This window comes from Herbaspirillum sp. ST 5-3, assembly GCF_004804275.1.
Classification (GTDB): domain Bacteria; phylum Pseudomonadota; class Gammaproteobacteria; order Burkholderiales; family Burkholderiaceae_D; genus Noviherbaspirillum.
Window position 1 is genome coordinate 124,874 of sequence record NZ_STGI01000005.1, and the last position, 24,856, is coordinate 149,729.

The following is a 24,856-nucleotide window of genomic DNA, read 5'->3' on the forward strand; positions in this document are numbered from 1 at the left end:
TTCATCCTCTGAATCGCGCGGCATCCCCTTCTGCCATCCGGGACGCATCCAGATAGTCGTCGCTCATGACTCATGGCGCAAGCCTGAGTCGGGCCTGCATTTGTCGCCTGCGCAAGCGCATATGCGTAGTCAGCACGGTGGCAGTGGAAAAGCGCAATGAACGCTGCCGGACTTCGGTCTGTGCCGACTGTGGCCATGAATAATGTCGTTGACTGAATAAGAGGCCATTTCGGCAGGCCGTGCCGGCAGCTTGCCATGGAATGGACGCTAGGCCTCGCCCCGTCAAGCAGTTCTGCGCCATGTTCACTTCTACAACATGCAAACTGCGACGTGGAAGGTTGGAGAGGGTCTGCCCGATCCGTCCGGCAGGCCGTCCAGAGGATTTTGCAGGGTGCGGTCTGCGCGCCAACACCATTGCCACCACCGCAACGGCGCGCGGAGCGCCCCTACTTCTCTATCTGAATGCTCTACCAGCCGGGCTCACAAGATCTTTTTCCCGAGGCGCGATGCTTCTCCGTCACGCTTTCAATACAGTGGAGTCCGGTTGGCCTTGTTCCGGGACCGCATCTGGCGATCTTCGAGGTTGGCGCTTCGTCGCCGTCCTTGATCTCGTTGAAGACCGCAGCGGTTCCGTTTGATATCACCAACAGAATGCCGGCCCTCGTAATGACTTTCTTCTTGCGCCGCAGATCAGGCGCCAAACTTGCCAGCATCTTCAATCTGGCTTCATTTTTTTGCCGCCTCCAGCGCCTTTACCCCGGGCGATTTACCCGCCGCAGCTTGTTTCGCCCCTCCTCCGCTCACCAGATTCTTCGCACCTCTCCCCGCTGCTCTGACTGCGCTCACAGCGCCGCCGCCAACTTTTTGCGCTGCCCCGACAGCGGCACCACCTGCGCCTTGTGACATGCCGGGCATCGGCATGCCACCAATAATATCGGCGGCCAGTTGACCCGCCTTGGAGGTAAGAATCATCAGTGCGATCGTGGTCGCCAGGATCTGTCCACAAACTGTCATGATGTGCGCGAAGTCGCCACCCGTATTTACGTCTTTCAAAAATTCGGCCATGATCAAAGCGGCCATCCAACAAATGATCGCAAGAACGACGCTTGCAAAACTCCACTTCAGGACCGCCGATAGCCAGGTGTGAAAAAAGTTTTGCGTTGCTTCAAAGGCATACAAGGCAATGAAAACAGGGCCGACGCCAAAAATGATGATCAACCCCAGCCCGTTGGTCATCATGTCCGCAAAAGCCAGCACACACAAGATTAGAACGAATAAAATCAGGATACAGGCGGTCAGGATCACCGGGATCCCTGACAAATCAAGCTCAATGGGGATTTTTAGCGCAAGGCTGAACTTGAACCCAATCGTGATGTGGTCCCATCCCCATGCAACGAGTTCGAAAAACGTTTTTAAACCGGCGTTGAAGACATCATCGATTGCAGCAACAGGCGCACCGGACGCCTTGGGGAAAAAAGCTTGGATAAATGTCGCGGAAAAGTTTCCTGCCTTCGACGTATCAAAGAAGCCCAATATATATTTCTGATAATTTGCGGCCGTCAGCCCTAAAAATGTGACCAGCGCCACTTTGATATTGTTGGCAAAAAGGTCGAGCAAATGATTGCTCCCACCCTGCCCTCTGATGATATTAATGCCCTGCCACATGATTTTCACGGTCAACCCCAATGTCATAAAGGGGGTGACGACCTCGGCAATCGCCGTGCTCGCATGGGTCAAGGGCTCGAATTTCACTATAACGATGTTGTGGTACAAATCAGTAAAAAATGGCATGGCGAAGCTTCCCGTAATTTATAAGAATGTGACCAATTAACATTTCGCCGGAATTCCGCAATACCAGTCATTACGACGTGCCGCGATTCAAGCCACCTCCAAAAACTTGTGTATCCAATTTCCCGGATCATCGCCAACGCGCTTGCGCAATTCATCGAGTTTGGCGATATTCGCCGTCGTGCCCGACAATATTTTTAGTTCATCATCAAAACCGTTCAGATCCAGTGTGGCAACGAACACCGTGCCGCCCTGCTTGACCACGAACATTCTTGATCCCTCGCCCAGGCTTCTTACCAATTCGAATTCGGCATCCGTCAGCTTGAAACCCTCGACATAGTCTTTGTAGTCGGCGGTGGGATTGGGCAGAAAGATGAAGGTAGCGGTCTGCTCAATCAGCGCACGGGCGATCGGGCTGCGCAAGGTGTCCGACGGGCTTTGCGTCATGTAGACGCCGAATCCGTTTTGCTTTCGTATCGTTTTCTGTTTGTTCTTCGCGAAATCTTCAAAGTAGGAAACCGACAGCGCCTTCCAGTATTCATCCATGAAGAATGCGAAGCGGCGGCCGTCAATCAGATTTTCGACCCGGTACATCAGGTACATCATGATGGCCGGACAGGTCAGCGCATCATCCAGCACTTCCGTATAGTCAAAACCGTAGGTGCGATTCCCGGAAAACTCCAGCAGGTCTTCGTCGCAGTCCAGCGCCCAGCCGAGTGGGCCTGACCAGCACCATTTCTTGAGCCGCTCGGCGACACTATTGTCATCGATGTTAGGCAAGTTCTGCAGGACGGCCTCGAAGCCGCGCAATTTCTGGGGCAGCAATGCGACGGCACGGGCCGCGTGGGATATCTCGGCTTCCTCGAGCGGTGTGTGCGGCGAGCCCGGCATCAGCGTACAGAATTTGATGAGGTCTTCCCAGAACAGGATGTTGGCTTCGGTCGGCTCCATCTTGAATGGGTTGAAGCCGGTTGGCTGGCCGCGTTCCAGCGACAGGTACTGGCCTCCCGCCGCACGAATCGCAATCTCGGCGCCGCGGTCCTTGTCGAAGAACACCATCTGGGTGCCGTACTTGTACATGTTCATCATCAGGAACAGTGCCAGAACGGTCTTGCCGCCGCCGGATTGGCCGATGATCTGGCAATTGCCCAGCGCGGATTTGCCGAACGAGTCTTCATCCTTGGGCGTGGCGTGGAAGTTGAAGTAAACAGGCTGATCTGCGGGCGAGCGGAGAATCGTGACCGCTTCGCCCCATGGATTGCCGTCGCGCTTGCCAAGCGAGAAATTATGCATCGCGCACAAACCGGAAAAATTGCGCGAGCTGAGATTGGCGGAACGGGGACGAGAACGCCAGTTGCCGGGCAATTGCGATGCATAGGCATGATCCACGACCAGGTCCAGCGGCACGCCCAGGAATCCTGCTGCCTGCAGTGCTTCCACTGCGGCCGATCGTGCCGTCTTGAGGGTGTCCAGCGTCGGTGCTTTGACTTGCATCAGGTAGTGATATTGGCCCAGTGCGAAGGTCCCGCTTGCGACCCCGTCAATTGCCTCATCCAGTTGCTCCATCTGGCTCACCGCGTTGTCCTGGGAGCTGATCATGCGATTGCGCTGCAGTTTCAGGGTCGCCTTTGCGTCCAGGGCATGCATGGGTGAAAACGAATGGGTTTCGACATATTCGCAAGGCAGGCTGAGCATGGTATTGAGAATGCCCGGCTCGGAAAAATCCGCGTAGTCCTTGATGTCGACAAACGCCGAAAAGAAGGTTCCATGGCTTCCCCGCGTCTCCATGACTTCGTTGCCGCACAAGACGCGGGCAGTCGCGAGATACTTGTAAAGCGGAACGCGCTTGACCGGGATGCGCCACCAATAGCCATTGATCAGAAAAGCATAGAACTCCTGCTGCTGGCTATAGGTGACGTCGTCCAGCTCATATTCATCAAGCCGGATCGGCCCGTAGGCCGACAAGGTACGCATCACCTGTTGATGAAGGTTGTCCATCGCGTCGATGACCGCCTCTTGCTCGATGCGTATCTCCTCAAGGGTGACGCCTGTCTTTCCCACCAGTTTTCCGGATTTTTGCGGATAGGGGCGATAGATGATGGTCAAATAGATTTCGGTTGCCATCAAACCGTCGGCAGACAGCGCGTCGTAATACTTCCTGATGAGTTGGTACGGAAAGCCGGACTTGGGCGTGTCGAGCGTGTCGTAGGTATGCCGCCGAACCCGGTGCACCCAAAATGCGTACTTCCCGTTGGACAAGCTGCGCACCAGCAGATTGAGTGCATCCATTTTTGCATAGGCTTCTTCATTGCTCATCCCTTCAAACGACAAGCCGTGGATGAACCAGGTTGTCATATAGTCGCCGTTTCGGGTCGATACAATATTGCTGGTCAAGCGAGAAGAGAACGGAATCAGTCTGCTGACGACATCTTCGGTTGACGCGAGCCGACGTGTTGCGGTGCTATCTGCATTCATCGAAGACTCCTATCTGCGTTTACTGAAGTCTATCGGAGACATGCTGTGCGCCTCCCAATAAGAGCTGTTTCTCCGACCCGCGATGCTCTTGAGTCTGAGCACATGCTGATTCAAGCGCTGTTCGTCCTGCGTGCTGATCTGCCGCATGAAGAATACGTTCACCGCCCCCGCTGAAAGGATCACGAACATGGCGAAAACCCCGATCAAGGTCATGGCCCACATCCCCAGCAACAAATGAATGCCTACGACGAGAATCAAGGGGACGATAGGAACGCCCAACATCATCGCCGGACGAGTGGCGCCTTTAAAAATGACATCACGGTATTCCATGGTTGCATCGCTAGGTAATTATTTTGCTTGAGTAATAAACATAGGCGCGACAGTCGCTGCGGCGCCGATCAGAACGCCGCCCCAAAACACCGGAGCGACGTCTTTCCACTCCGCTGCCTGGAATGCCATGCGGAACCCTACAAACATCAAGGCGAGCGTAACAACCAGCGCGCCAATCGTGGTGAGCCATGTCTTAATATTTTCTAGCAAGGTTTGACCCGCATTGATTTGGGCAAACGCCGGCTCGGTGAATGCGAGCAGCAAAAAAGCGATGGACAAAATTTGAAATACCCAGAACGAGATGGATTGGAATTTATTCATGGCTTTCCCCCTTAAAAATAATGTGAAAATAGAAAGGTATTACCTGATTGATTCGATATCGCCAAGAGGCGCATCATTGGTCGATTGCATTTCTACCGCCGATGTTCTTTCAGCTTACGTAGCGCCTGATGGTGGGACGACAAATCGGCGCAAGCCCGGAAGAGCTTCTATCGTCTTGTTTGCACTCTCCATGATTTGGAATGGAATGAAGTTCTGCATGCATTTCTCCGAAGTTCACCAACATGTCTCGGCACCGCTTTCCAACATCAGTGAACGTCGCGCTGACTGCATTCCTGCCTTATTTCGCAGATGCCCTGATTTTCTCTCGATACGGTGTGAACTCTTGAGCATGTGTAGAGCGGTGCAATGCTTAGTTCCAGAAATTTTCATAAAGGGACGATTTTCCTGAAGGACGACGAGCCGCGAAAACGCGCCCTGACCCGCCCGCCAAAACGAGACAAAACCAAAGGCAATCCGTGCTGCTGGCCACGCGCAGGCTGGTAATACTTAAGTATGAAACGCAGTTCGTTTCATCTTCAGGTCGTATGCGCATGCCTACTGACGAACCCGCTGCCCTAAGTTCCAAATCATTACGATGTCTCGCAAAGCGAGATTTCCGGAAAAGGAAAAGGTGGCCATCAACAAGCGGACACGTCCGACATCAACCTGTCACACTGGAACCATTCCAACGGTCAGCCCACTTAATAGCGACGACTGCAGTTCGCCATGAATGAGCATGGTTAGACGCGGAATTCATCGTGAGGCAAATGCGCATCTGCGCAGCCGTATCGCGACCGCTCGACTCTACCAACTCATGACGGGGCGACGCACTGCAGGCATCCGTCTACAACGCAGCATTCCGGGCCGATCAAGAAATCTCAAAAAAGCTTTGATCAAGCGCCTGGCAATTTGAATTGCGTCATGGGCCTGGATCATCCTGCCGGTGCGGGTTGATCCACAAAATCTTCGTGCCCGAGTCGTGCAACTCGTTGGATAGGTAAACACATGCAAAAGGTCGCAACATGAAAATCGCTTCCCTACTCGCAGTCCTGGTACTGACAGCATGTTCCACCTCGCCGCCGGAATTGAAGTATGCGGATGGCAGCAACAGAATTCCCATCAAACCGAGGCCGATTCCTCACCGCCCATCTGCGGCCGAAAAATTAGCGGCACCAGAAGCAATCGCAGCGGTGCAGAAAACAGCGCCGGAAAAGAGTGGAGCAAACCAAGCAGGCTCGACAGCGAAACCGGCAATATCCGCTGACAAGCCATCGCCACCCGCCTCACCTGCCGTCGCCGAGGCACCAGCGGAGACCTTTCATGTTGCGCCTTCTCCCTTTGCACCAAAGTTGAAAGCAAAGCATAAATGCAGCCGTCCGAACAACGCGGCCCCGGGTTCTGACCCCGACGCGGCACTCGGCCATCTCCAATTCAAATCGCCCAGCTAAGGCCGCGTCGATCCGGCCCGATTGAGAGGGGAATTTCAACATATTGATACGTGCATCAAACCAAGGGTTACCTAAATGGTTAAGTCGAAAAAAAAGAGAAACAAAACGGACGAAGAGAATTTCGTACCAGATTTGAGTTGGGACGCGGACATCGTCTCGAACGAGCGCGCCTCGCGAATCACGGCCTGGCGCATCGCCTCCTGCGCCATTGCGATGGCCTTTGTCATGGCGATCGCCTTGATATTCCTGATCCCGCTCAAACAAGTCGTTCCCTACGTGGTAGCAGTAGACAAATTGACGGGCGAGGCGAACGTCGTCAGCCCCGTCAAGGATTACGTCACGACGGGTGCGATAAACGACAAATACTGGATCAAACGATTCGTGATCGCACGAGAACGTTATAAGTATCAAATCCTGCAGCAAGACTACGACACCGTGAGAGCACTAGCCGGCGACAAGGTCTGGCAATCCTATGCCGCGATGTGGGAGGGATCGGATGGATTGGACAAGAGACTGACCGATCAGGTCGAATACATCCCGACTATCTTGAGCGTGACCTTGAATGGCAAGGGCATTGCGACGGTACGCTATGAATTGAGAACACGCGACTTTCGCAAGAATGCCGCGACTGTGACGCGCAATGTGGCGACATTGCGCTACAACTACTCACTACAGATGATGAAAAAGGAGAGCGAGCTGATCGAAAATCCGCTTGGCTTCTCCGTCGACGCGTATCAAACCGATCCTGAGTTGGCCACTTCTGCTTCCGAATCCAAGGTGACGAAATGAACTATCTATTTCTCGCTGGCCTGGCGCTGACGATAGCGTCCGGTGTTGCCCATAGCACCGAAACATCAACAATGGCCGACGAAAAGGGCGGCAACAAACGAATCGAGCGCGCAGCGTCCATTGGTGCTCGTAGCGCCGAGGCATCAACAATGTTCGAAGAAAAAGATGACGACAGGCGAATCGAACACATAGCCCCCGGTGTTGCTCATAACACCGAGACATCGAAAGTGTTCGAAAAAAAAGGCAGCAAAAAACGAACCGAACACCTGGCGTCCGGTGTTGCTCGTAATACCGAGACGTCAAGAATGTTCGAAGAAAAGGGCGGTGACAAACGAATCGAACACATTAAGTATTCAGAAAACAAGGTAATCAAAATTGCCGCCGTCGTCAATTACCCCTTTCTGATCGAATTCAAGGGTGATGATCCGATCGAGGAAGTCGCGGGAGGAGAAATCGCGGGATGGGACGTGCAGAAGAAAGGCTCTCGGCTGTATATCCGCGCAATGGACAATGCGGAAGACACGACACTACTCGTCACTTCTCACAGTCGCTCTTATGTATTCGATTTGGTGAAGGCAAAAGCGACCGCGAAAAATATCGCTCGGCTACGCTCCAAGATTGTATTTGATTATCCGCCGCCTCCGGCTTCGCTGGCCGAGTCGTCTCAGCAGCCCGTCCGCCGGAATGAAAACTATTCGATGCAGGTCGTTTCCGAATCCGCCGATATTCGACCGCGTGACGTGTTTGACGATGGGCGCTTTACCTGGTTCAAGTTCTCAGAGAACGGAGAAATTCCTGCTATCTACAAGAGCCAGCCCAACACAAAGGACGAGGTTCTGATCGGCTCGCATATGGAGGGAGATTATGTGGTGATGCACGCGGTTTCACCACTATGGAATCTGCGCCTCGGTGAGTCGATGATCGGTATATTTAATGACAGCTTTGATGCGCAGGGTGTCGGCCCCGAGGGCGGCACGACGGTACGCGGATTTGTCAGGGAGATCAAGAAATGAGCGACCAGAATAATGCAGCCGAAACCCTGCCTCCGGATTCTGAATCGCCATCGGAAGCGCCATACGATCCGCATCGGTTCGACGCGGAACCCAAACGCAAGTCGAAAAAGATATTCCTGTTTGTTTTCATTGCCTTCATGGCCTTCGTAGTCACTGTCGGCGCATCCGCCATGTTCATCAAGTCGCGCTGGAACGCCTTTATGGCAGAGCGCGCAGAAAAGGAGAAGCTCGAAAAAGAAAAGCAGGCTGCGAACAACGCCAATGGCCGCATGGAAAAGGAATTTATCAGTACGGCGGCATTACCGGACTCGTTTGGCAATCCGAAATCCTTCCCGCCTCTGGGCGAATTGGTCGCCCCGAAGTCAGAAGGAGTGCCTCCGCCACCGCCATCAAACACCGCGCCACCACCGCCGCCCAAAAAAATGCTCATGGATACCGTCAACGAAACGGCCTCGGGCGAAGCAGTGCCTTCACGGCCGGGAACGCGAGCAAAAGCGCGTCCCAGGACGGTCCAGGACCTTGCAAACCAGGTCGCGGCCGACGCCCCGATCACGTCGACACCGCAGGCAAGTGCGGCAAATCTTGGAAATCGTTCGCTCTTGCTGGCCAGAGGCGCTTTCATTCCGTGTGTGCTTGAAACCCAGTTGGTATCGACCATTCCTGGCAGCGTCAGTTGTGTGGTGCCACAGCATGTGTATTCCGACGACGGCAAGGTACTGTTGATCGACAAAGGCAGCAAGATCGTCGGCGAATACAAAAGCGACGTCAACACCGGGGATAAGCGCATCGCGATTCTGTGGAAACGCATCAAAACCCCGACTGGCGTCGTACTGGATGTTGACTCGCCCGCCGCCGACGGCGTCGGCACGATGGGTGTGCCCGGCATTGTCGACAATCATTGGATGGAACGGATCGGCGCCGCGTTCCTGCTGTCGCTGGTCGAGGATGCAATCACGATCGAGGTCGCCAAGCAGAGCGGAAAAGACAACAGCGCGCCTGCTGTGGGCGTGCCCTACCCCTACCCAGTTCCCGTTCCCTATCCCCCGATGCAAAACAACCAGAACATGCCGACTGCCACCATCGACGCAGGCAAAAAACTGTCTGAGAAAGTGCTATCAGAAACGATCAATATCAAGCCGACGCTGTACAAGAATCGCGGCGATCGGGTCATGGTGTTTGTCAATCGTGACCTTTGGTTCGATTCGGTTTACCAACTCACCCAACGCTGAAGAGATGAGCACAATCACTGAACCCGGCCTCGCCAACCGTTACGAAGCGCTCTCATCGGAGCAGGTCGCGACGGCCGTTGCACTGCAACGCGATGCGTCGGTACGGATTTTTCTTGAGCCGTTCAAGGAATGGATTGATGATCCGGCGGTCACCGAGATTGCGGTGAACTCGGTCGGTGTCGTATGGACTGAAAAGAACTCGATCTGGGTCAAGCACGCGTGCCCGGCTGCCACCAACAAGGTACTCAGGGCGCTTGGGACGGCCGTTGCAACCTTCTCGAATCAGAAGTGGGATGCCACCACGCCGATCCTGAGTGCTTCCATGCCGGACGGTTCGCGGATTCAATTGGCCATGCCACCTGTGGTCGAGGAAGACCGGTATTCACTGACCCTGCGCAAGCCATCCCGGACGACGCGAACGCTTGACGATTTTTCCGCGTCCGGCCTGTTCAAGAAAGTTCAACCCATGAAGGCAGCGTTGAGCAGCCAGGAACAGGAATTACTCAATTTGCTGGAAGCGGGAGACTACGAGGCCTTTTTGCGGCTTGCGGTGCGGGCACGCATGAACATTGTGGTGGCAGGCGCCACCGGCTCGGGGAAGACGACATTCATGAAAGGTCTGGTGCAGGAGATTCCGAGAAACGAGCGCCTCATCACGATCGAAGACGTGCGCGAGCTGTTTTTGCCGCATGAAAATTGCGTCCATCTCCTGTACAGCAAGGGCGGTCAGGGCAAATCCAATGTGAAGCCGAAGGACTTGCTCGAAAGCTGCCTGCGCATGAAGCCGGACCGCATCCTGCTGGCGGAATTGCGCGGCGACGAATGTCTCTATTACGTGCGTAATGCTGCCTCCGGCCATCCGGGCAGCATCACCAGTTGTCATGCCGGATCGCCCGCGCTCGTGTTCGAGCAATTGGCCATCATGATTCAGGACTCCCCTGGCGGTGCGAACCTGACCTTCGACGTGATCAAGCGCCTGCTGGTGTTGACGATTGATGTGGTCGTTCAGTTCCAGAATCATATGGGCGAGCGCTTCATCAGCGAAATCTACTTCGATCCAAAAAGGAAGCTGGAGGCGATGAAATGAGACGCCCGAAGAAAAGAGTCCTCATCGCGGGCGGTGTGCTGTTGTTCATCATGCTGCTCGCATTGGCGAATTATCTTTCCGGCGTCATTTTCTTTATCACTTTCTTTGAGAATCCGTCCAAAGCGGGCTTTTTGACCATCGAGCGGGCCTATATGGCGAGCCCCGACGCGCGCACGATGACGCGAATCCAGGCCAGCGCAATGATTGCATTTCTTCTCTGCGTTTGCGCTCCGATCGGTCTGGCGATCGCTTGGCGAAAAAAAAGCAGCGATCTGTTTGGCAAGGCGCGTTTTGCCGATATGGACGACATCCAGCAAGAGAAACTCGATGCAAAGAAAGGCTTGGTTCTCGGCAAATTCAAGAACGAATTGTTGCGCCTGGGTGGCTATGAATTCGTTTTGCTCGCGGCGCCTACCCGCACAGGTAAAGGTGTCGGTTTTTGCATTCCGAACCTGTTGCAGTTTCAGGATTCGGCAGTCGTGCTGGATATTAAAGGCGAAAACTACAATCTGACATCCGAGTTTCGCCGGCGGTATATGGACAACGAGATCGTTTATTTCAATCCGTTTTCCGAAAATACCAAACGCTGGAATCCGCTCTCCTACGTTTCAGCCAATCCCAGCTTTCGGGCAAACGATCTGATGGCGATTGCCACGATCATATATCCTGTCAATGAAAAAGACCCGTTCTGGTCGGACGCGGCCAAAAACCTTTTCGTCGGTCTCGGACTACTTGTGCTGGAAACGCCGGAGCTTCCAAAGACGATCGGCGAAATCCTCCGCCAGGGTTCCGGCAAGGGCAATTCCATCGAGACCTACCTCCAGCATGTTCTGGCTGTCAGGGCCGCCGGCCCGAATCCCTTGTCAAACGCCTGCCGCGATGCCCTGGGCCGCTTCCTGGGAAGCGGTGAAACGGCATTGAAAGGCATCGTCGCGACTTTCTCGGCGTCCCTGACGCCTTTTGCCAATGACGTGATCGACAAGGCCACCTCTGGCGACGATTTCGATTTGCGCGATGTGCGCAAGAAGAAGATGACGATTTACCTGCACATTCCGGCGGGTGAGATTCTGCAGGCTGCCTTCATCATCAATCTTTTCTTCTCGCAGCTTATCAACGAAAACGTCAAGGAACTGCCAGAACAGAATCCAGACCTGAAATATCAATGTTTGTTGCTGATGGACGAATTCACGGCCATGGGAAAGGTGGCCATTATCGCCAAGGGCGTCGGTTATATGGCCGGCTACAACATGCGGCTGGCGATCGTCATCCAGGACAAGACACAACTGGAATCTGCCTACGGCAAGGAAGATGCGCACAACATCGTGAGCAACATGGGCGCCGTCATTTACTTCACCCCGTCGCAAATCCAGGAGGCCGAAGAATATTCGAAAATGATCGGAAACGATACGGTCATTTCGGACAGCATGCAACGTGCGAAGGGAACCCTGTTCGGCATCAAGGGCTCTTCCGGAGACAGCAAGACGGCTTCGTATCAATCCCGCGCCGTCATGCTTCCACAGGAGTTGCTGCAAATGCCCAAGGACCAGGAATTGGTCGTGCGTTCTGGCATACCGGTCATCAAGGCGGAAAAGATTCGCTATTTTGAAGACAAGTTTTTCAAAGAGCGCTTCACCGCCGTGCCCATGCAGGAGGTGGTAATTGGCGGCGAAAAACGCAAGGTTCCGGTGCCGGCAAAGCTTCCGAAAGGCGACTGGGACGCCTACTACGAATCGATCCGCGGCAGCGATTATTACCTGCGTCAGGCAGCACCCCAGTCGGATCAGTCACAAGTCGGTGCGGGCCAAACTGCAGGTGCAGCACCGATCGGCAATCAGGACGATTCACCAGCAATGCAAGCCGATGCAGGCACTTTCGAGCTGCCTTCCTTACCGGATGAATTTGAATCCTTCCACACCCTGCTCGCCCGATTAAAAGGCTCCGTTTCGCCACAGCCGATCTCAACCACTATCGCAAGCGCCTTCGCGGAAAGTATCATCCAGTATTGGCAGATGGCCCAGTCGGCGGGTCGCATTGACGATGATGCGCCATTGACTATTCTCGATCTTGCACCCGGCGCCGGTCAGTTCGCGTGGCAATTAATGAATGCCTTGCGTGAGCGCGTGGGAACACTGCCGCAGGCGCTTCCGCCGATTCAATACCATGCCTGCGCCAGCGACGCTCAGGAACAGGCAGCGCTGAACGCTCATCCCTACTTCGCTTCTCTCCACGAGCAAGGCGCCTTCTTTACTTCGACGCGCGCCGATCTGCTGGCCGGCGAGGACGCGCTCTCGGCCAATCCTGTCGTTGTGGTGGCGCGTCAGCTTTTCGGCATCCTCGAACAGTTGCTGATCGATACCCACTATGGGGAAATGTTCGGCGTGACTGCGAAGGCCGCGGCTGATTTCCCTTCAGACGCCAATGCAAATGAACTGAAGCTGGAATATGACTGGCCGCCTTTGGAGACCGATTCTCTTTCCTCCTCCTCCGCCGCCGTCCTGGAGATGTATAACAACACCGTCAGCAGTGCGGTCATCTCGCTTCCCTCCGGCGCCCTGAACCTGCTGGACGAGGTTGAGCGCATTGCTGGAAACCGCTTCCTCCTCTTGTGCTCCGACCGTGCCGTCGTTGATGAAAGAGAGATCCGTCTCGGCGTCTTTGCGCCGCCTTCATTCGTCACGGTGCCTGCGCCGCCTCCCCTGGTCAATTACCATGCCATCGCCCTTCATCTACGCGCCGCCGGCGCCAGCGTCTGGCAGGAGAAGGTGCCCGATAGCGATTCGTGCTTCTGTATCGCGCTTCGTGATGACAATAGTAGCGATGAAAGTGGCGACGATCATAGTGACAGTACCGATACCCTTTCCCGTCTTCAGGCGCCGCTTGCTGAAGTGCATGGTGATGATGCGCAGCGCCTGGCCGAGTTCGCGCGAAAGTCGGGGAAGTCATTGCCGAATTGTCTGTCTTTGTTGAAGCAAGCCGACCATGACCCGCAAATTCTCGGCAAGATCTACCCCGTCCTGGAAACCGACGACTGGAAACTGACGACCACGACACGGGAACATTGGCAAGCGGCCTTGGCACGTACCTGGTCGCAGTATTTACCGCAGGCAGACGATGAGAAATTTTTTAAAAAAATGGTCTTCCTGGCGAGAAAAGTCAGCCACTACGGCTTGGCCCGCATGGTAAGTCAACGTGGTGCCGATTATTGCGGAAGGACTGATGAAAACCTGTGTCGCCTCGCGGAATGCGAGCTGCAGATCGGCCGCACGGAAGCCGCCGCCGCGCTGGTACGGGAGGTGCTGGAACAGTCTCCGGACCACGAGGCCGCCACTGCATTGATGACGACTATTACTACCCGTCTGCAAACCGAGCAGTCGCTCGACTGGTATGTCAGCGATCAGGCACAAACGGGGGCTTTGCATCTTGAGCCGTTGGGAAGCCACCATGCCGATCAATATTATTATCAATATCGCGACCCGCAAATCGGCGTGATGGCGATGCTGCCAAAGCTGAAATCACTGGAAGAAGCAAAAGACTGGATAAACCAAACGGTGTCCACCCCGACCAGTATGAGTTGCGCAGTCATGCATGAGGATTGGGGGCTGGTTGGCTTCGTCTGCATGCAACGTGCGAGTGACGACGGCTTTTTGTCCTTCTGGGTCGGTGCCGATCATCAGGGCCATGGTTATGGCGTCGCTGCCGTCAAGGCGTTTCTCGACATGCTTCGTGGCAGCGGCGTGGAAGAAGTGTTTGCGTCAAGCTTCCGGAATAATCCGCGTGCGCTGCGCGCCTTGAATTCGATGGGATTCCACCAGCTCGACAGGGTGGTGGATGGTGATTACGGCGGAATTCTGCTCTTTCATCGTGGGACGCTGGACGATGAAGATGAACTTGAAGACAGGTTTTACAGCTTGTGCGAATCCTTGTCGTAAGCCGATTTCATTCGGCGACGGCGAGGCAGGGCTGGTATGGGTTTCAGTGCTTTCGCATGGTCGGTAGGGCCACCAGGGAAAGCCTAGCGATACTCGCCATTGCCGCTCTTGTTTTCTTTCGGCGATACGTGCTGTTGCCCCGTGGATGCCCAAGACCGTGGACAATGGTTGAAGCCTGAACACTAGCGTTCGCAGCGGAGAGCTTGTCGGCGGCATGAAAATTGTGCATCCGAGTTTTTGCCAAGTCGCATTTGCGGACAAGCAGAAGCCCGGCGCGGACGGCGTCAGGCTTTACCCATGTCTGAGTATCCTGTTATTGTAATTTTTTGAACAATCTGAAAGCGTCCGAAAGCGATCTTCTTTCTCCCGCATTTTTCGGCACTTGGGGTGTCTGTTCCAATTTCTGCATTTGTTCCGGCTCCGCTTCCCTCAGCGGCTGCACCCCTTTCAGCTTCGGCAATTCCGGAGATCCCGGCCGCGCCAGATCCCCCATTTTCTTATCCTCGCCTTCTATTGCTTTCGATATCAGCGCCGCGAGTTCCGTTAGCCGGCTCTGTTCCTGATCCAAATGCTGGAATCGCTCCCGATGCGCTTGCTGCAGCTCGAAAAGGAGCTTCCGAGCCTGCTCGAGTTGTTGCCGAGCCGGGTCTTCCTCTCGGCCTTCGGGTACGGCCGTCCTGCGGTCGATGTCTTCTTGTGGAGCGGGAGCAGGACTTTGAGCAAGAGGTGGGGCATTCTCCGATCTCGCGAAAGGATGTTCAAGCCTTGTCTCCAGTGCGTCGAGCTCAGGCTGGTGATTTTCCTGCTGAACTTCCCTTGTCTGCTCCGTCTGCTCCGAAAGCATCTGCTTCGACTGCACATCCTCCGACTTTTCCTGAGTCGATGGACTTTCCCGGCCGCTTTGAGACGATGATTCCTCCGGCATCTCCATCGTCTCAGCCGGTTCCGCCGGTTCCCTCGCCGAATTCAGACGATGAACAACAAATGGGATCTTGGTTCCACTGTTAGTCGGCCTTCTGGCCAGATCAATGAGTTTTTTGGGGCTGGGCGCACTCTGCGTCCTGTTTTGAGTGGCGCGCCCGCCGGAAGCGGAATTCCGCCAGGTGCCTATCTCTGGCGCCGCCTGAGGTACCGCCACATCAGAACGTGGCGACGCGCCTGGAGTTGGCGTGCGCAGCGGGCTAGGAAGCGGTGAAGTGGGCCGTGGACCGGGCATGATTTCTTCTCTTCGGTGAAGACACGCTTGCTCGTGTCAATTGTCTGTTGCAATTCTGAACAGATGGCTGCCTTGCTCATGACGTGGCGAAAGCACTCGCCCTTGGCGTCATGGATGCGCGTTGCGTTGTGCATCTGGATACAGTTTTGAGTGGTGCAGTCTGTTTCGGCAGTTCCTTGGCCGATCAAATTGCTACTGGGTGGCCGAGGCGCCGCGCTTCACAAACTCCGACTCGACATCGCCGAAATTTGTCAACACGATCTAGTCGATTTCCCGCACGCCTTTCGCGATTCTGCAGCGCTCCACGCAGTCGCGCATGGTTCTCGCGACCGCGTGGGGATCGCTGATCGCATTGAGGACGACGACAGGCGTTGATCGATCGGAAGTCAGCAAGACAACGCAGCCATGTCCCAGCATTCGCTGCAACAAGGGTTGCTGAATGGAGATGTCCTTGACGCGATACAGTTCCAGTTCATCGGTTTGTCGAAACAGAATGCCGCTCGATTCCTGCAGGCGCTGGTCGGTCAATCTGTAGGTGTGGCAGACCGTTTTCAGACAACGGTACATCGCATAGATGACGGGCACGACCAGCCAGCAAAAAAGCAGGCATAGAAAGTAGGCGCCGGCATTGGCGATTTGCCCCTCCGTGCCGGCCCAAAGCAGACCGGATTCAGGAGAATAGGTCGGCTGTGGGTTACCGGAGTAGGGATCGTCGTATTGATCACTCATGGCATGGGTTGCGCAACGCGTTCTGCAAGGCCGTCTCCCGCACGATGCCGTGGCGAAGGCGGTTCGTTAACTGCAAGTGGAAGTGACCATTATGTGGACTTCCGGTGCGATCTGGTTCCATTGCGGAAAGGGAGTTTCGTATGGAAAAGTCGCCGCCATCGTTATATGATGGCGCAATCGCCAATCCGGCGGCGATAGCCTCCGTGCGCATCACCGGCGCATCTCGATCGCGTGTTACCGCCGGCATGACCAATCCTTTCCATGTTCGTCTCATGAACCGTTTATCCCTGCTTTTCGTCGGGCTGCTGTCGATGGCCTGCGTACCGGCATTGGCCGGCACCCTGACGATTGCGGTGGCGGCCAACGTGCAATACGCATTCGACGAGCTGCAAACGGCATTCAGGAAAGAGTCCGGCCATGATCTCAAGCCGGTATACGCCTCTTCCGGCAAGCTGACTGCCCAGATCATGAATGGTGCGCCGTTCGACGTCTTCCTGTCGGCCGACATGGACTATCCGGAAAAACTGCACAAGGAAGGCCACGCCACTGCAGCGCCGAAGGTGTATGCGTACGGCACACTCGTTCTGTGGACGCTGAAGGATCTTGACCTTGCCAAATGGCAGAGCGTCCTCGCGGGCCCGGCGGTGACGAGAATCGCCGTCGCCAATCCGAAGACCGCACCCTACGGGCGCGAAACGATGAAGGCACTCACCTATTTCAAGCTGGACACCGCATTGAAAGACAAGCTGGTATTCGGCGAAAGCATTTCGCAGACGAACCAATATATCCAGTCCCGCACTGCCGATGCCGGATTCACCGCCAAGTCGGTTGTCGTCTCGCCCGAAATGAAGGGGCAGGGAAAATGGATCGAACTGCCGAAGGAATCGTATCAACCGATCGCCCAGGGTATCGTGGTGCTCAAGCATGGCGCAAAAACAAACGCCGCAGTCGCGCAGCAATTCCAGGATTTCATGCTGTCGACGAAATCACGCACCATCCTCGAACGTCACGGATACCTGCTGCCATGAACCGCTTGCCCGGCACCATCAGCGCCATCGACATGCACGGCAGCATCGCACTGGTCGACGTGGCAGTCGGCGATCATCGGTTCAGCGCGACGCTGATCGGCGCAGGCGATGAAATCGGCACATGGACGCCGGGCATGGCCGTTGTGCTGCTGTTCAAGGAAACCGAAGTATCGCTCGCGAAAAACCTGTCCGGCCTGATCAGCATGCGCAACCGCCTTTCCTGCACCATTAGCACCATCGAGCGCGGCCAGGTGCTGACGCGCGTCGGGCTCGATCTCGATGGCCACCGCATCGAATCCATCATCACGACACGCTCGTCGCATGCGCTTGAGCTTGCCGTCGGCGATGCAGTAGAGGGATTGGTGAAGGCCAATGAAATGACCTTGGTGCCGGAGGCGGATGCATGAGCTATGACTGGCAACCTCTTCTGCTGACATTCCGGCTGGCGGCGGTCACGACGCTGATCCTGTTCGTGATCGGTATTCCGCTGGCCTACTGGGTCGCCTATGCCCGCACACGCTTCAAGCCGGTGGTCGAAACACTGGTGAGCATGCCGCTGGTATTGCCACCCTCGGTCCTCGGCTTCTACCTGCTGCTCGCATTCAGTCCGCAGAACGCTTTCGGCCAGTGGCTGGAGCAGTGGTTCAATATCCGGCTGGCATTCAGCTTTGCCGGTCTGGTGATCGGTTCGGTGATTTTCAGCCTGCCCTTCATGGTGCATCCGATCCAGTCGGGTTTCCAGAATCTGCCTGTGTCGCTGATCGAAGCATCGCGCACGCTCGGCAAGCCGGATCGCGTGACCCTGTTCCGCGTGCTGCTGCCGAATATCAAACCGGCGCTGCTGTCGGGGGCGGTGCTGAGCTTTGCGCACACGATAGGCGAATTCGGCGTGATCCTCATGATAGGCGGGAACATCCCCGGCGTGACGAAGGTGGCCTCCATCGCGATTTACGATGAAGTGGAGAGCCTGAATTATGCAGCGGCGAATTTCTATGCCGGCGTGCTGTTTGCGATCACATTCGCGATCCTGCTGATGGTGTACCTGGTCAACAAGAAATGGCTGAGGGCGCACTGAAATGATCGACATCGCGCTCGTCAAGACTTTGCGCAGTTCGTCCGGACAGCTCGATCTGGCGGTGGATGCCGTGATCGCGGATGGCTGCTTCGTCACGCTCTTCGGCGCATCCGGCGCCGGCAAGACCAGCATCCTGCGCATGATCGCGGGATTGACCGAGCCCGATGGCGGGAGGATCGTCGTGAACGGCCAGGTCTGGTTCGATGCGGACCGGCGCATCAGCTTGGCGCCGCAGAAGCGCGCGATCGGCTTCGTGTTTCAGGACTACGCGCTGTTCCCCAATTTGAGCGTACGCGAGAACGTCGCCTATGCCGCGTCCAAAGACGACGGTGCATGGGTGGATGAATTGCTCGACCTCACCGGACTGGCGAACTTGCAGCACCGGCTGCCCGACACGTTATCGGGCGGGCAGAAGCAGCGTGTCGCGCTTGCGCGCGCGGTCGCCAGAAGGCCGACCCTGCTGCTGCTCGACGAACCCTTGTCCGCGCTCGACGCCTCGCTGCGCAGCCAGTTGCAGGACGACCTGCTGCGCCTGCATCAAGGCCTCGGCCTCACCACGCTGCTGGTCAGCCATGACATCGGCGAAGTGTTCAAGCTTTCTCAGCGCGTGCTGAAGCTGGAAGGCGGGCGCATCGTGCAGTCCGGCACGCCCTCGGAAGTCTTCCTGCAGCAACGCGTCGCAGGCAAGCTGAATGTGCATGCGCAGGTGCTGGCGCTACGGCGCGAGGAAGTGGTTTGCATCGTGTCATTGCTGATCGGGCAGGACATCGTCGAGGTGATTGCGTCCGACGACGAAATCGAAGGACTGCGCGAAGGCGATACCGTCTCGGTATCCGCCAAGGCATTCAGCCCGCTGCTCTTCAGGCAGAAAGCGCGCTGAGAGGTTTCTTGTCCACGGAAAACACGGAAATCACGGAAAAAACCAGGTCTTTCCTTCCGTGATTTCCGTGTTTTCCGTGGACCACCCTGTCAAAAACTCCCCGCAAACTGGTACCTGCTGCCCGGATGCCACATGGTGGCGACAGTCGCCACTTGCCCTTTCGACAGCGTTCTGCGCTTGAGCACCAGACAAGGTTCTTTTGATGGGATGTGCAGCATCTCCACGATGTCGCGCGGCGCGATCAGGGCTTCGATGCTGTAGTTCACGCCTTGCAGCGGCGCGACCGCCATCAGGTATTCGTTCGGCGTGATGGTGGAGAAATCCTGCTGCATGTAATCGGGGGCGACGTCCGGATTGACCCAGCGGTCCTCGACCTGGATCGGGATGTCGTTTTCGAAGTGCACGATCACGGAATGGAACAGCGGGTGGCCGGCCTTCACGCCGAAGGCATGCGCCAGCAGCTCGTTTGCCTTGCTGCGTTCCAGCAGGTGCAGTTCGCTGCGATGCTGGTCGCCGCGCGCGCGCACTTCCTCCGCGATGCTTTTGATCTCGACCAGGGTTGCCTGGTATTTGTGTTGCGCCACGTAGGTGCCGGAACCCTGGATGCGGGTGAGAATCTGCTCGTCGGTCAGTTCACGCACCGCGCGGTTGACGGTCATGCGCGAGACCTCAAACTGCTTGGCGAGCGCCTGTTCGGACGGAATGGCCTCGCCCTCTTTCCATTTGCCGGCCTGGATTTCCGCCAGCAGGTAATTCTTGATGTGCTGGAAAACGGGTACGCGCTCTGTCGTTTCTTCTGCCGCCGATGTGCTTGCCGAACTGTCCTTCATCCCGCCCTCTCATGAATGCCCATGGATTTTATGGCAATAATTTGTATTGTCAATTAAGATTTTTCTTGCGAGAGTTGTATATACAACTTATGATACATCGGACGACTCGGGCCGGTCCACGGTTTTCGGGTACGCAATCGGGCTCAAGCACGCATTCAGAACGTTTTGCAACAGCGCGGACGGAATGAGCGCTTGGTGTGACGCATTTTCAGGAGACAGTAGATGATTCCATTTCGCCGCAAGCAACTACTCACTTTCGCCATCGCCGGAGCCGCCTTCGCGGCCTCGCCTGCCTTTGCCGACATCAAGATCGGCTTCAACGTTCCGCTGACCGGCTTTGCCGCGGCCGACGGCAAGTCGGCGCTGGAAGGCGCCAAGCTGGCCGTGGCGCAAGCCAATGCCAAGGGCGGTGTCGCCGGCCAAAAGCTGGAGCTGGTGATCTATGACGACCAGGCCTCGCCCAAGGAAGCCGTTCCGGTCGCCACCAAGCTGGTGGAGAAGGACAAGGTGGTTGGCGCGGTGTCCGGTTCGTACTCCGGCTCGACGCGCGCTGCGGCGGCCATCTTCCAGCAAGGCAAGGTGCCGTATGTGGTTGCCTATGCGATCCATCCTGAAATCACGCTGGCCGGCGACTACATGTTCCGCACCGCCGCCATGGGCGAAGTGCAGGGTCGCGCCGGCTCGATGCTGGTGAATAACCTGGGCAAGAAAAAAGTCGTGATGATCACGCTGAAGAACGACTTCGGCCAGGCGCTGGCGGCGGGTTTCAAGGAAGGTGCGCCGAAGTTCGGCCTGCAGATCGTCAATGAATACGAGTACGGCATGCCGGACCGCCAGTTCGGCGCGCTGGTATCCAAGGTGAAGTCCGACAATCCGGACATCATTTACGCCTCCGGCTACTACTTCACCGCCGGCCCGCTGGTCAGCCAGTTGCGTTCGGCAGGCGTGAACGTGCCCATCATCGGCCAGGAAGGCTATGACTCCGACAAGTTCATGGAGATCGCCGGCCCCGCCTCGGAAGGCGTGTATGTGACCACCTCGCTCGACCGCGATTCAGATTCGCCGGTGACCAAGGCCTTCCTTGCCGACTACCACAAGGCGACGAACACCAATGCCGACATGGTGGCCGCCTCCGCCTACACTGCAACCAGCGTGCTGATCGAAGGTCTGAAGAAGACCAGCGGCAAGGGCGGCGAGCCATTGAAGAACGCGCTGGCCGCCGGCAGCTACGAGACGCCGATCGGCAAGCTGTCCTTCAACGACTTGCATGAAGTGAAGAAGGATGTGCAGGTGCAGATCGTGAAGGACAAGGCCTTCCACCGCCACTCGGTGATCACGGGCCCGCTGCTGACGCCGCCTTCCAAGCCGGCCAAATAAGGCAAGCGACGAGCAGGCGGCAATGCACCGCCTGCGCCATCAATATCCAATTTGAGGAGTGGAGATGCTCTTTGTCGAGCTGACCGCGCAGGGCCTGGTCCAGGGCGCCATCTACGCGCTCGTCGCGCTGGGGCTAACACTGGTGTATGGCCTGCTGCGCATCCTGCATGTGGCGCATGCCGCATTGTTCACGCTGGGTGGTTACCTCGGCGTGCTGGTCGCCAATGCGACCGGCAGCCTGGCGCTCGGTTTCGCGGTCGCCATGACCGTGGCCGGGCTGGCGGGCATTGCGATGTTCCGCCTGTGCTATGAACCGATCCTGAAACAGCCGCCCTTCGTCGCGCTGATCGCCTCGATCGGGCTGTACATCGCTTTCGAGGAACTGTTCCGCATCGTGTTCGGCGCTTCCGGCTTGTCCTACCAGAATCCGCCCTTGCAGCAGCAGGTTGCCCTGTTCGGCGGATTGCAGTTCAAGGAAGCCGAATTGATGGTGATGGCAAGTGCCGCTGTCATCATCGGCGCGCTCGGTTACTTGCAGAACAAGACGCGCATCGGCGTCGCCTGCCAGGCCACCGTGTCCGATCCGCAGATGGCGGAATCCTTCGGCATCAAGTTGCGCCAGGTGCGTGACATCAATTTCTTCGTCGGTTCGGCGCTGGCCGGTTTCGCCGGTGTCTGGGTCGCACTGCTGAACAACCTGGTCGAGCCGACCATGGGCAGCGTGCCGTCCTACAAGGGACTGGCGATCATCGTGCTGGGCGGCATGGGTTCGGTGCGCGGCACCCTGCTCGCCGCGCTGGTGCTGGGCGTGATCGAATCCTTCGGCACGATTTATCTCGGCAAGCTGCTCGATCGCAACGCCATCGCGTTCGCCTTCCTGATCGCGGTGCTGATGGTGCGCCCGCAAGGCCTGTTTGCAAGGAGATAAGAATGGACTACGAAATTTCCTTGCTCACCTCGATGGCGATCAGCGTGCTGTTTGCGCTCTCGCTCAATCTGATCACGGGCTTCTGCGGCCAGATCAGCCTGGGCCACGCCGCCTTCCTCGGCATCGGCGCTTATCTGTCGGCGCTGCTGGCCAAGGCCGGCCTGCCCTTCCTCGCCACCTTGCCGCTGGCGATGCTGCTTGCCGGCGCGATCGGCGTCGTGGTCGGCCTTGCCAGCCTGCGCGTGCGTGCCGACTTCCTCGCCATCACCACGATGGGCGTCGGTTTCCTGTTCGTCGGCGTGGTGCGGCAGCAGGAATGGCTGGGCGGCGAACTCGGCGTCTCCGCGATTCCCGACTCCGGCTTGTCGAAGACTGGTTTCATGCTGCTCAGCGTGATCCTGTGTGTTGCGACGGCCGCACTGTGCATCTACATCCGCAAGTCCTGGATGGGCCGCGTGTTCAACGGCGTGGCGGAAGACGAGGACACCATGCGCGTGCTCGGCATCGACGTGCCGCGCTACAAGCTGGCGGCATTCGCGATCGGCACTGCGCTGGCGGGATTGGCGGGCGGCTTGTATGCGCAGCACCTGAAGTTCATCGGCCCGGACAGCTTCGGCTTTGTGGAATCGGTGACCGTGCTGTCGATGGTGGTGGTCGGCGGCATCGGCTCGGTGCTCGGCGTATCGATCGGCGCTGCGGTGCTGAGCGCCTTGCCGGCGTGGTTCCAGTTCATCGGCGACTACAAGCTGCTGGTGTATGGCGGCCTGCTGTTCCTGATGATGCGCTTCTCGCCCGGCGGCATGGCCGGCATGGTCAGCCGCGTGGTGAATCGCAAGCGCGTCGCGCAAGGAGAACGCGCATGAGCAAAGCACAACAAGCGCTGCTCAGCGTATCCGACGTGACCGTGCGTTTCGGCGGCCTGACCGCCATCGACAAGGTGTCCTTCGACGTCTATCCGGGCGAGCTGCTCGGCCTGATCGGGCCGAATGGCGCAGGCAAGACCACCATGCTGCGCGCGATCACCGGCGTGGTGCGCGCAAGCGACGGTGAAGTGCGATTGGAAGGAGAAAAGCTGAACGGCTTGCCGATTCACAAGCGCATCCAGAAAGGCCTGTCGCTGTCGCAGCAACTGGTGAAACCTTTCCGTGAAATTTCGGTGCTGGAGAACGTCGCACTGGCGGCCGGCATGCGTCGCACGCGTTCGCCGCTGAACGCCTTGCTGCATGTTTCGCAGCAAGAGGAAGCCGCAATCGGCCGCGCCATGCTCGAGCGCGTTGGCATCGCCGCCTACGCCGATCAAATGCCGGGCATCCAGCCACTGGGCATTTTGAAGCGTCTCGAGATGGCGCGCGCACTGGCGCTCAAACCGAAGCTGCTGCTGCTCGACGAGCCGCTGGCCGGACTCAATTCGAAGGAAGCCAATGCGCTCGCCGACACCATCGCAGACATCAACCGGCAGGGGATGACGATCATCCTGATTGAACACAACCTGGGTGAAGTCATGCGCATCTGCCAGCGCCTCGTCGTCCTCGACAACGGCCGCAAGATCGCCAGCGGCGACCCACGTGCCGTGATGGCAGATCCGGGCGTGCGCGCCGCTTATCTTGGCGGCGATGCCGAAATCACCGAGGAGGGTGCCGCGCGCCCCACCCTCGCCGTCGTCGGAGGCACGCATGCTTGAAATCCATCACCTCTCTTGCGGCTACGGCGCGTTTCAGGCGGTCGGCGACCTGTCGCTCACGCTGCAGCGCGGCACCATCACCGGACTGATCGGTGCCAACGGCGCCGGCAAATCCTCCACCCTGATGTGCGTGGCCGGCCATGTCGCGCTGCAATCCGGCGCCATCATGTTCGAGGGCAAAGACATCAGTACGCTCGCACCGGACCAGCGCGTACGCCATGGCATCGCCATTTCGCCGGAAGGACGCCGCCTGTTCAAGGATCTTTCGGTGGAAGACAACCTGCGCGTCGGCGGACTGACCCAGCCTGCCAGCCGCTTCGCGCAGGACCGCGACTATGTGCTGGCCCTGTTCCCGCGTCTCGGCGAACGCCTGCAATCGCTGGCGGGCAATCTCTCCGGCGGCGAACAGCAGATGCTCGCCATCGGCCGTGCGCTGATGGCGCGCCCGAAGCTGATCATGATCGACGAACTTTCGCTCGGCCTGATGCCGAAAGTCATCGATCTCTGCTACCGCGCGCTCAAGCAATTGCAGCAGGACGGCATGACCATCCTGCTGGTTGAACAGAACACCGATCGCGTGCTCTCGATCGCTGACGACGTCTGCGTGCTGGAATCCGGCCGCACCGTATGGCAAGGCAAGGCGAGCGATGCGCGCAAGGACTCCACGCTGGCTGCGGCCTATCTCGGCCTGCACTGATCCCAC

Annotated in this window: 22 protein-coding genes; 15 read left to right on the top strand and 7 right to left on the bottom strand. The window is 57.1% G+C overall.

Annotation, left to right across the window (positions count from 1 at the left end):
* Positions 1 to 726: 726 nt before the first annotated feature.
* From E6W33_RS12100 to E6W33_RS12115, 4 genes are all read right to left on the bottom strand, one after another.
* Entirely contained in the window at positions 727 to 1,791 is a 1,065-nt protein-coding gene (locus tag E6W33_RS12100) for a type IV secretion system protein (RefSeq protein WP_136417574.1), read from the bottom strand.
* Between the two features lie 87 nt (positions 1,792 to 1,878).
* A complete protein-coding gene (locus E6W33_RS12105) occupies positions 1,879 to 4,263 on the bottom strand; it encodes a VirB4 family type IV secretion/conjugal transfer ATPase (RefSeq protein ID WP_136417575.1) in 2,385 nt (794 codons plus the stop codon).
* 9 nt (positions 4,264 to 4,272) lie between these two features.
* Complete coding sequence (locus E6W33_RS12110; RefSeq protein ID WP_136417576.1) at positions 4,273 to 4,593, bottom strand: VirB3 family type IV secretion system protein; 321 nt, start codon at positions 4,591 to 4,593, stop codon at positions 4,273 to 4,275.
* Between the two features lie 18 nt (positions 4,594 to 4,611).
* A complete protein-coding gene (locus tag E6W33_RS12115) occupies positions 4,612 to 4,914 on the bottom strand; it encodes a TrbC/VirB2 family protein (protein ID WP_136417577.1) in 303 nt (100 codons plus the stop codon).
* A gap of 1,063 nt (positions 4,915 to 5,977) precedes the next feature.
* On the opposite strand from E6W33_RS12115, the gene E6W33_RS12120 reads away from it, so the two are divergent.
* From E6W33_RS12120 to E6W33_RS12145, 6 genes are all read left to right on the top strand, one after another.
* The gene (locus E6W33_RS12120; RefSeq protein WP_136417578.1) at positions 5,978 to 6,178 is read left to right on the top strand and encodes a hypothetical protein; all 201 of its coding nucleotides are present in this window, start codon (positions 5,978 to 5,980) and stop codon (positions 6,176 to 6,178) included.
* Between the two features lie 316 nt (positions 6,179 to 6,494).
* Positions 6,495 to 7,151, top strand: coding sequence for a type IV secretion system protein (locus E6W33_RS12125; protein ID WP_168798622.1), 657 nt, complete (start codon positions 6,495 to 6,497; stop codon positions 7,149 to 7,151).
* Positions 7,148 to 8,164: a TrbG/VirB9 family P-type conjugative transfer protein gene (locus E6W33_RS12130; RefSeq protein ID WP_136417580.1), complete on the top strand. Its 1,017-nt coding sequence runs from the start codon at positions 7,148 to 7,150 to the stop codon at positions 8,162 to 8,164. Before E6W33_RS12125 ends, E6W33_RS12130 begins: the two co-directional genes overlap by 4 nt.
* Positions 8,165 to 8,334: 170 nt before the next feature.
* Positions 8,335 to 9,393 carry a type IV secretion system protein VirB10 gene (virB10, locus tag E6W33_RS12135; RefSeq protein WP_168798623.1) on the top strand — a complete coding sequence of 353 codons (1,059 nt, stop codon included), beginning with the start codon at positions 8,335 to 8,337 and terminating at the stop codon, positions 9,391 to 9,393.
* A gap of 4 nt (positions 9,394 to 9,397) precedes the next feature.
* Positions 9,398 to 10,480 (top strand): P-type DNA transfer ATPase VirB11, encoded by a 1,083-nt coding sequence (gene virB11, locus E6W33_RS12140; protein WP_136417582.1) that lies wholly within the window; start codon positions 9,398 to 9,400, stop codon positions 10,478 to 10,480.
* Positions 10,477 to 14,409 (top strand): GNAT family N-acetyltransferase, encoded by a 3,933-nt coding sequence (locus E6W33_RS12145; RefSeq protein ID WP_136417583.1) that lies wholly within the window; start codon positions 10,477 to 10,479, stop codon positions 14,407 to 14,409. Before virB11 ends, E6W33_RS12145 begins: the two co-directional genes overlap by 4 nt.
* Before the next feature lie 313 nt (positions 14,410 to 14,722).
* Here E6W33_RS12145 and E6W33_RS12150 read toward each other — a convergent pair whose 3' ends face one another.
* Both E6W33_RS12150 and E6W33_RS12155 read right to left on the bottom strand, forming a co-directional pair.
* Positions 14,723 to 15,340: a hypothetical protein gene (locus E6W33_RS12150; protein WP_136417584.1), complete on the bottom strand. Its 618-nt coding sequence runs from the start codon at positions 15,338 to 15,340 to the stop codon at positions 14,723 to 14,725.
* Positions 15,341 to 15,886: 546 nt separating this feature from the next.
* Entirely contained in the window at positions 15,887 to 16,354 is a 468-nt protein-coding gene (locus E6W33_RS12155; RefSeq protein WP_136417585.1) for a PH domain-containing protein, read from the bottom strand.
* 140 nt (positions 16,355 to 16,494) lie between these two features.
* Between E6W33_RS12155 and modA the strand changes: the two genes are divergently transcribed.
* Genes modA through E6W33_RS12175 form a run of 4 tightly spaced genes read left to right on the top strand, consistent with a single transcriptional unit; the run spans position 16,495 to position 19,337 of the window.
* Positions 16,495 to 17,382, top strand: a complete 888-nt coding sequence (modA, locus tag E6W33_RS12160; protein WP_247869625.1) for a molybdate ABC transporter substrate-binding protein — start codon at positions 16,495 to 16,497, stop codon at positions 17,380 to 17,382.
* Positions 17,379 to 17,789 carry a TOBE domain-containing protein gene (locus tag E6W33_RS12165; protein WP_136417586.1) on the top strand — a complete coding sequence of 137 codons (411 nt, stop codon included), beginning with the start codon at positions 17,379 to 17,381 and terminating at the stop codon, positions 17,787 to 17,789. Before modA ends, E6W33_RS12165 begins: the two co-directional genes overlap by 4 nt.
* Complete coding sequence (gene modB / locus E6W33_RS12170) at positions 17,786 to 18,457, top strand: molybdate ABC transporter permease subunit (RefSeq protein WP_136417587.1); 672 nt, start codon at positions 17,786 to 17,788, stop codon at positions 18,455 to 18,457. The genes E6W33_RS12165 and modB overlap by 4 nt, the downstream gene beginning before the upstream one ends.
* 1 nt (position 18,458) lies before the next feature.
* Positions 18,459 to 19,337 carry an ABC transporter ATP-binding protein gene (locus tag E6W33_RS12175; RefSeq protein ID WP_136417588.1) on the top strand — a complete coding sequence of 293 codons (879 nt, stop codon included), beginning with the start codon at positions 18,459 to 18,461 and terminating at the stop codon, positions 19,335 to 19,337.
* Positions 19,338 to 19,426: 89 nt separating this feature from the next.
* Here E6W33_RS12175 and hutC read toward each other — a convergent pair whose 3' ends face one another.
* Positions 19,427 to 20,167 carry a histidine utilization repressor gene (gene hutC / locus E6W33_RS12180; protein ID WP_136417589.1) on the bottom strand — a complete coding sequence of 247 codons (741 nt, stop codon included), beginning with the start codon at positions 20,165 to 20,167 and terminating at the stop codon, positions 19,427 to 19,429.
* 222 nt (positions 20,168 to 20,389) lie between these two features.
* Here hutC and E6W33_RS12185 point away from each other — a divergent pair, with 222 nt between their 5' ends.
* The 5 genes from E6W33_RS12185 to E6W33_RS12205 all read left to right on the top strand — a co-directional run bounded on the left by E6W33_RS12185 (position 20,390) and on the right by E6W33_RS12205 (position 24,850).
* Positions 20,390 to 21,544 (top strand): ABC transporter substrate-binding protein, encoded by a 1,155-nt coding sequence (locus tag E6W33_RS12185; protein ID WP_136417590.1) that lies wholly within the window; start codon positions 20,390 to 20,392, stop codon positions 21,542 to 21,544.
* Positions 21,545 to 21,608: 64 nt separating this feature from the next.
* Positions 21,609 to 22,472: a branched-chain amino acid ABC transporter permease gene (locus tag E6W33_RS12190; protein ID WP_136417591.1), complete on the top strand. Its 864-nt coding sequence runs from the start codon at positions 21,609 to 21,611 to the stop codon at positions 22,470 to 22,472.
* A 2-nt stretch (positions 22,473 to 22,474) separates the two neighbouring features.
* Positions 22,475 to 23,335, top strand: coding sequence for a branched-chain amino acid ABC transporter permease (locus tag E6W33_RS12195; RefSeq protein WP_247869626.1), 861 nt, complete (start codon positions 22,475 to 22,477; stop codon positions 23,333 to 23,335).
* Complete coding sequence (locus E6W33_RS12200) at positions 23,332 to 24,153, top strand: ATP-binding cassette domain-containing protein (RefSeq protein WP_136417592.1); 822 nt, start codon at positions 23,332 to 23,334, stop codon at positions 24,151 to 24,153. The genes E6W33_RS12195 and E6W33_RS12200 overlap by 4 nt, the downstream gene beginning before the upstream one ends.
* Positions 24,146 to 24,850 (top strand): ABC transporter ATP-binding protein, encoded by a 705-nt coding sequence (locus tag E6W33_RS12205; RefSeq protein WP_136417593.1) that lies wholly within the window; start codon positions 24,146 to 24,148, stop codon positions 24,848 to 24,850. The genes E6W33_RS12200 and E6W33_RS12205 overlap by 8 nt, the downstream gene beginning before the upstream one ends.
* Positions 24,851 to 24,856 lie beyond the last annotated feature (6 nt).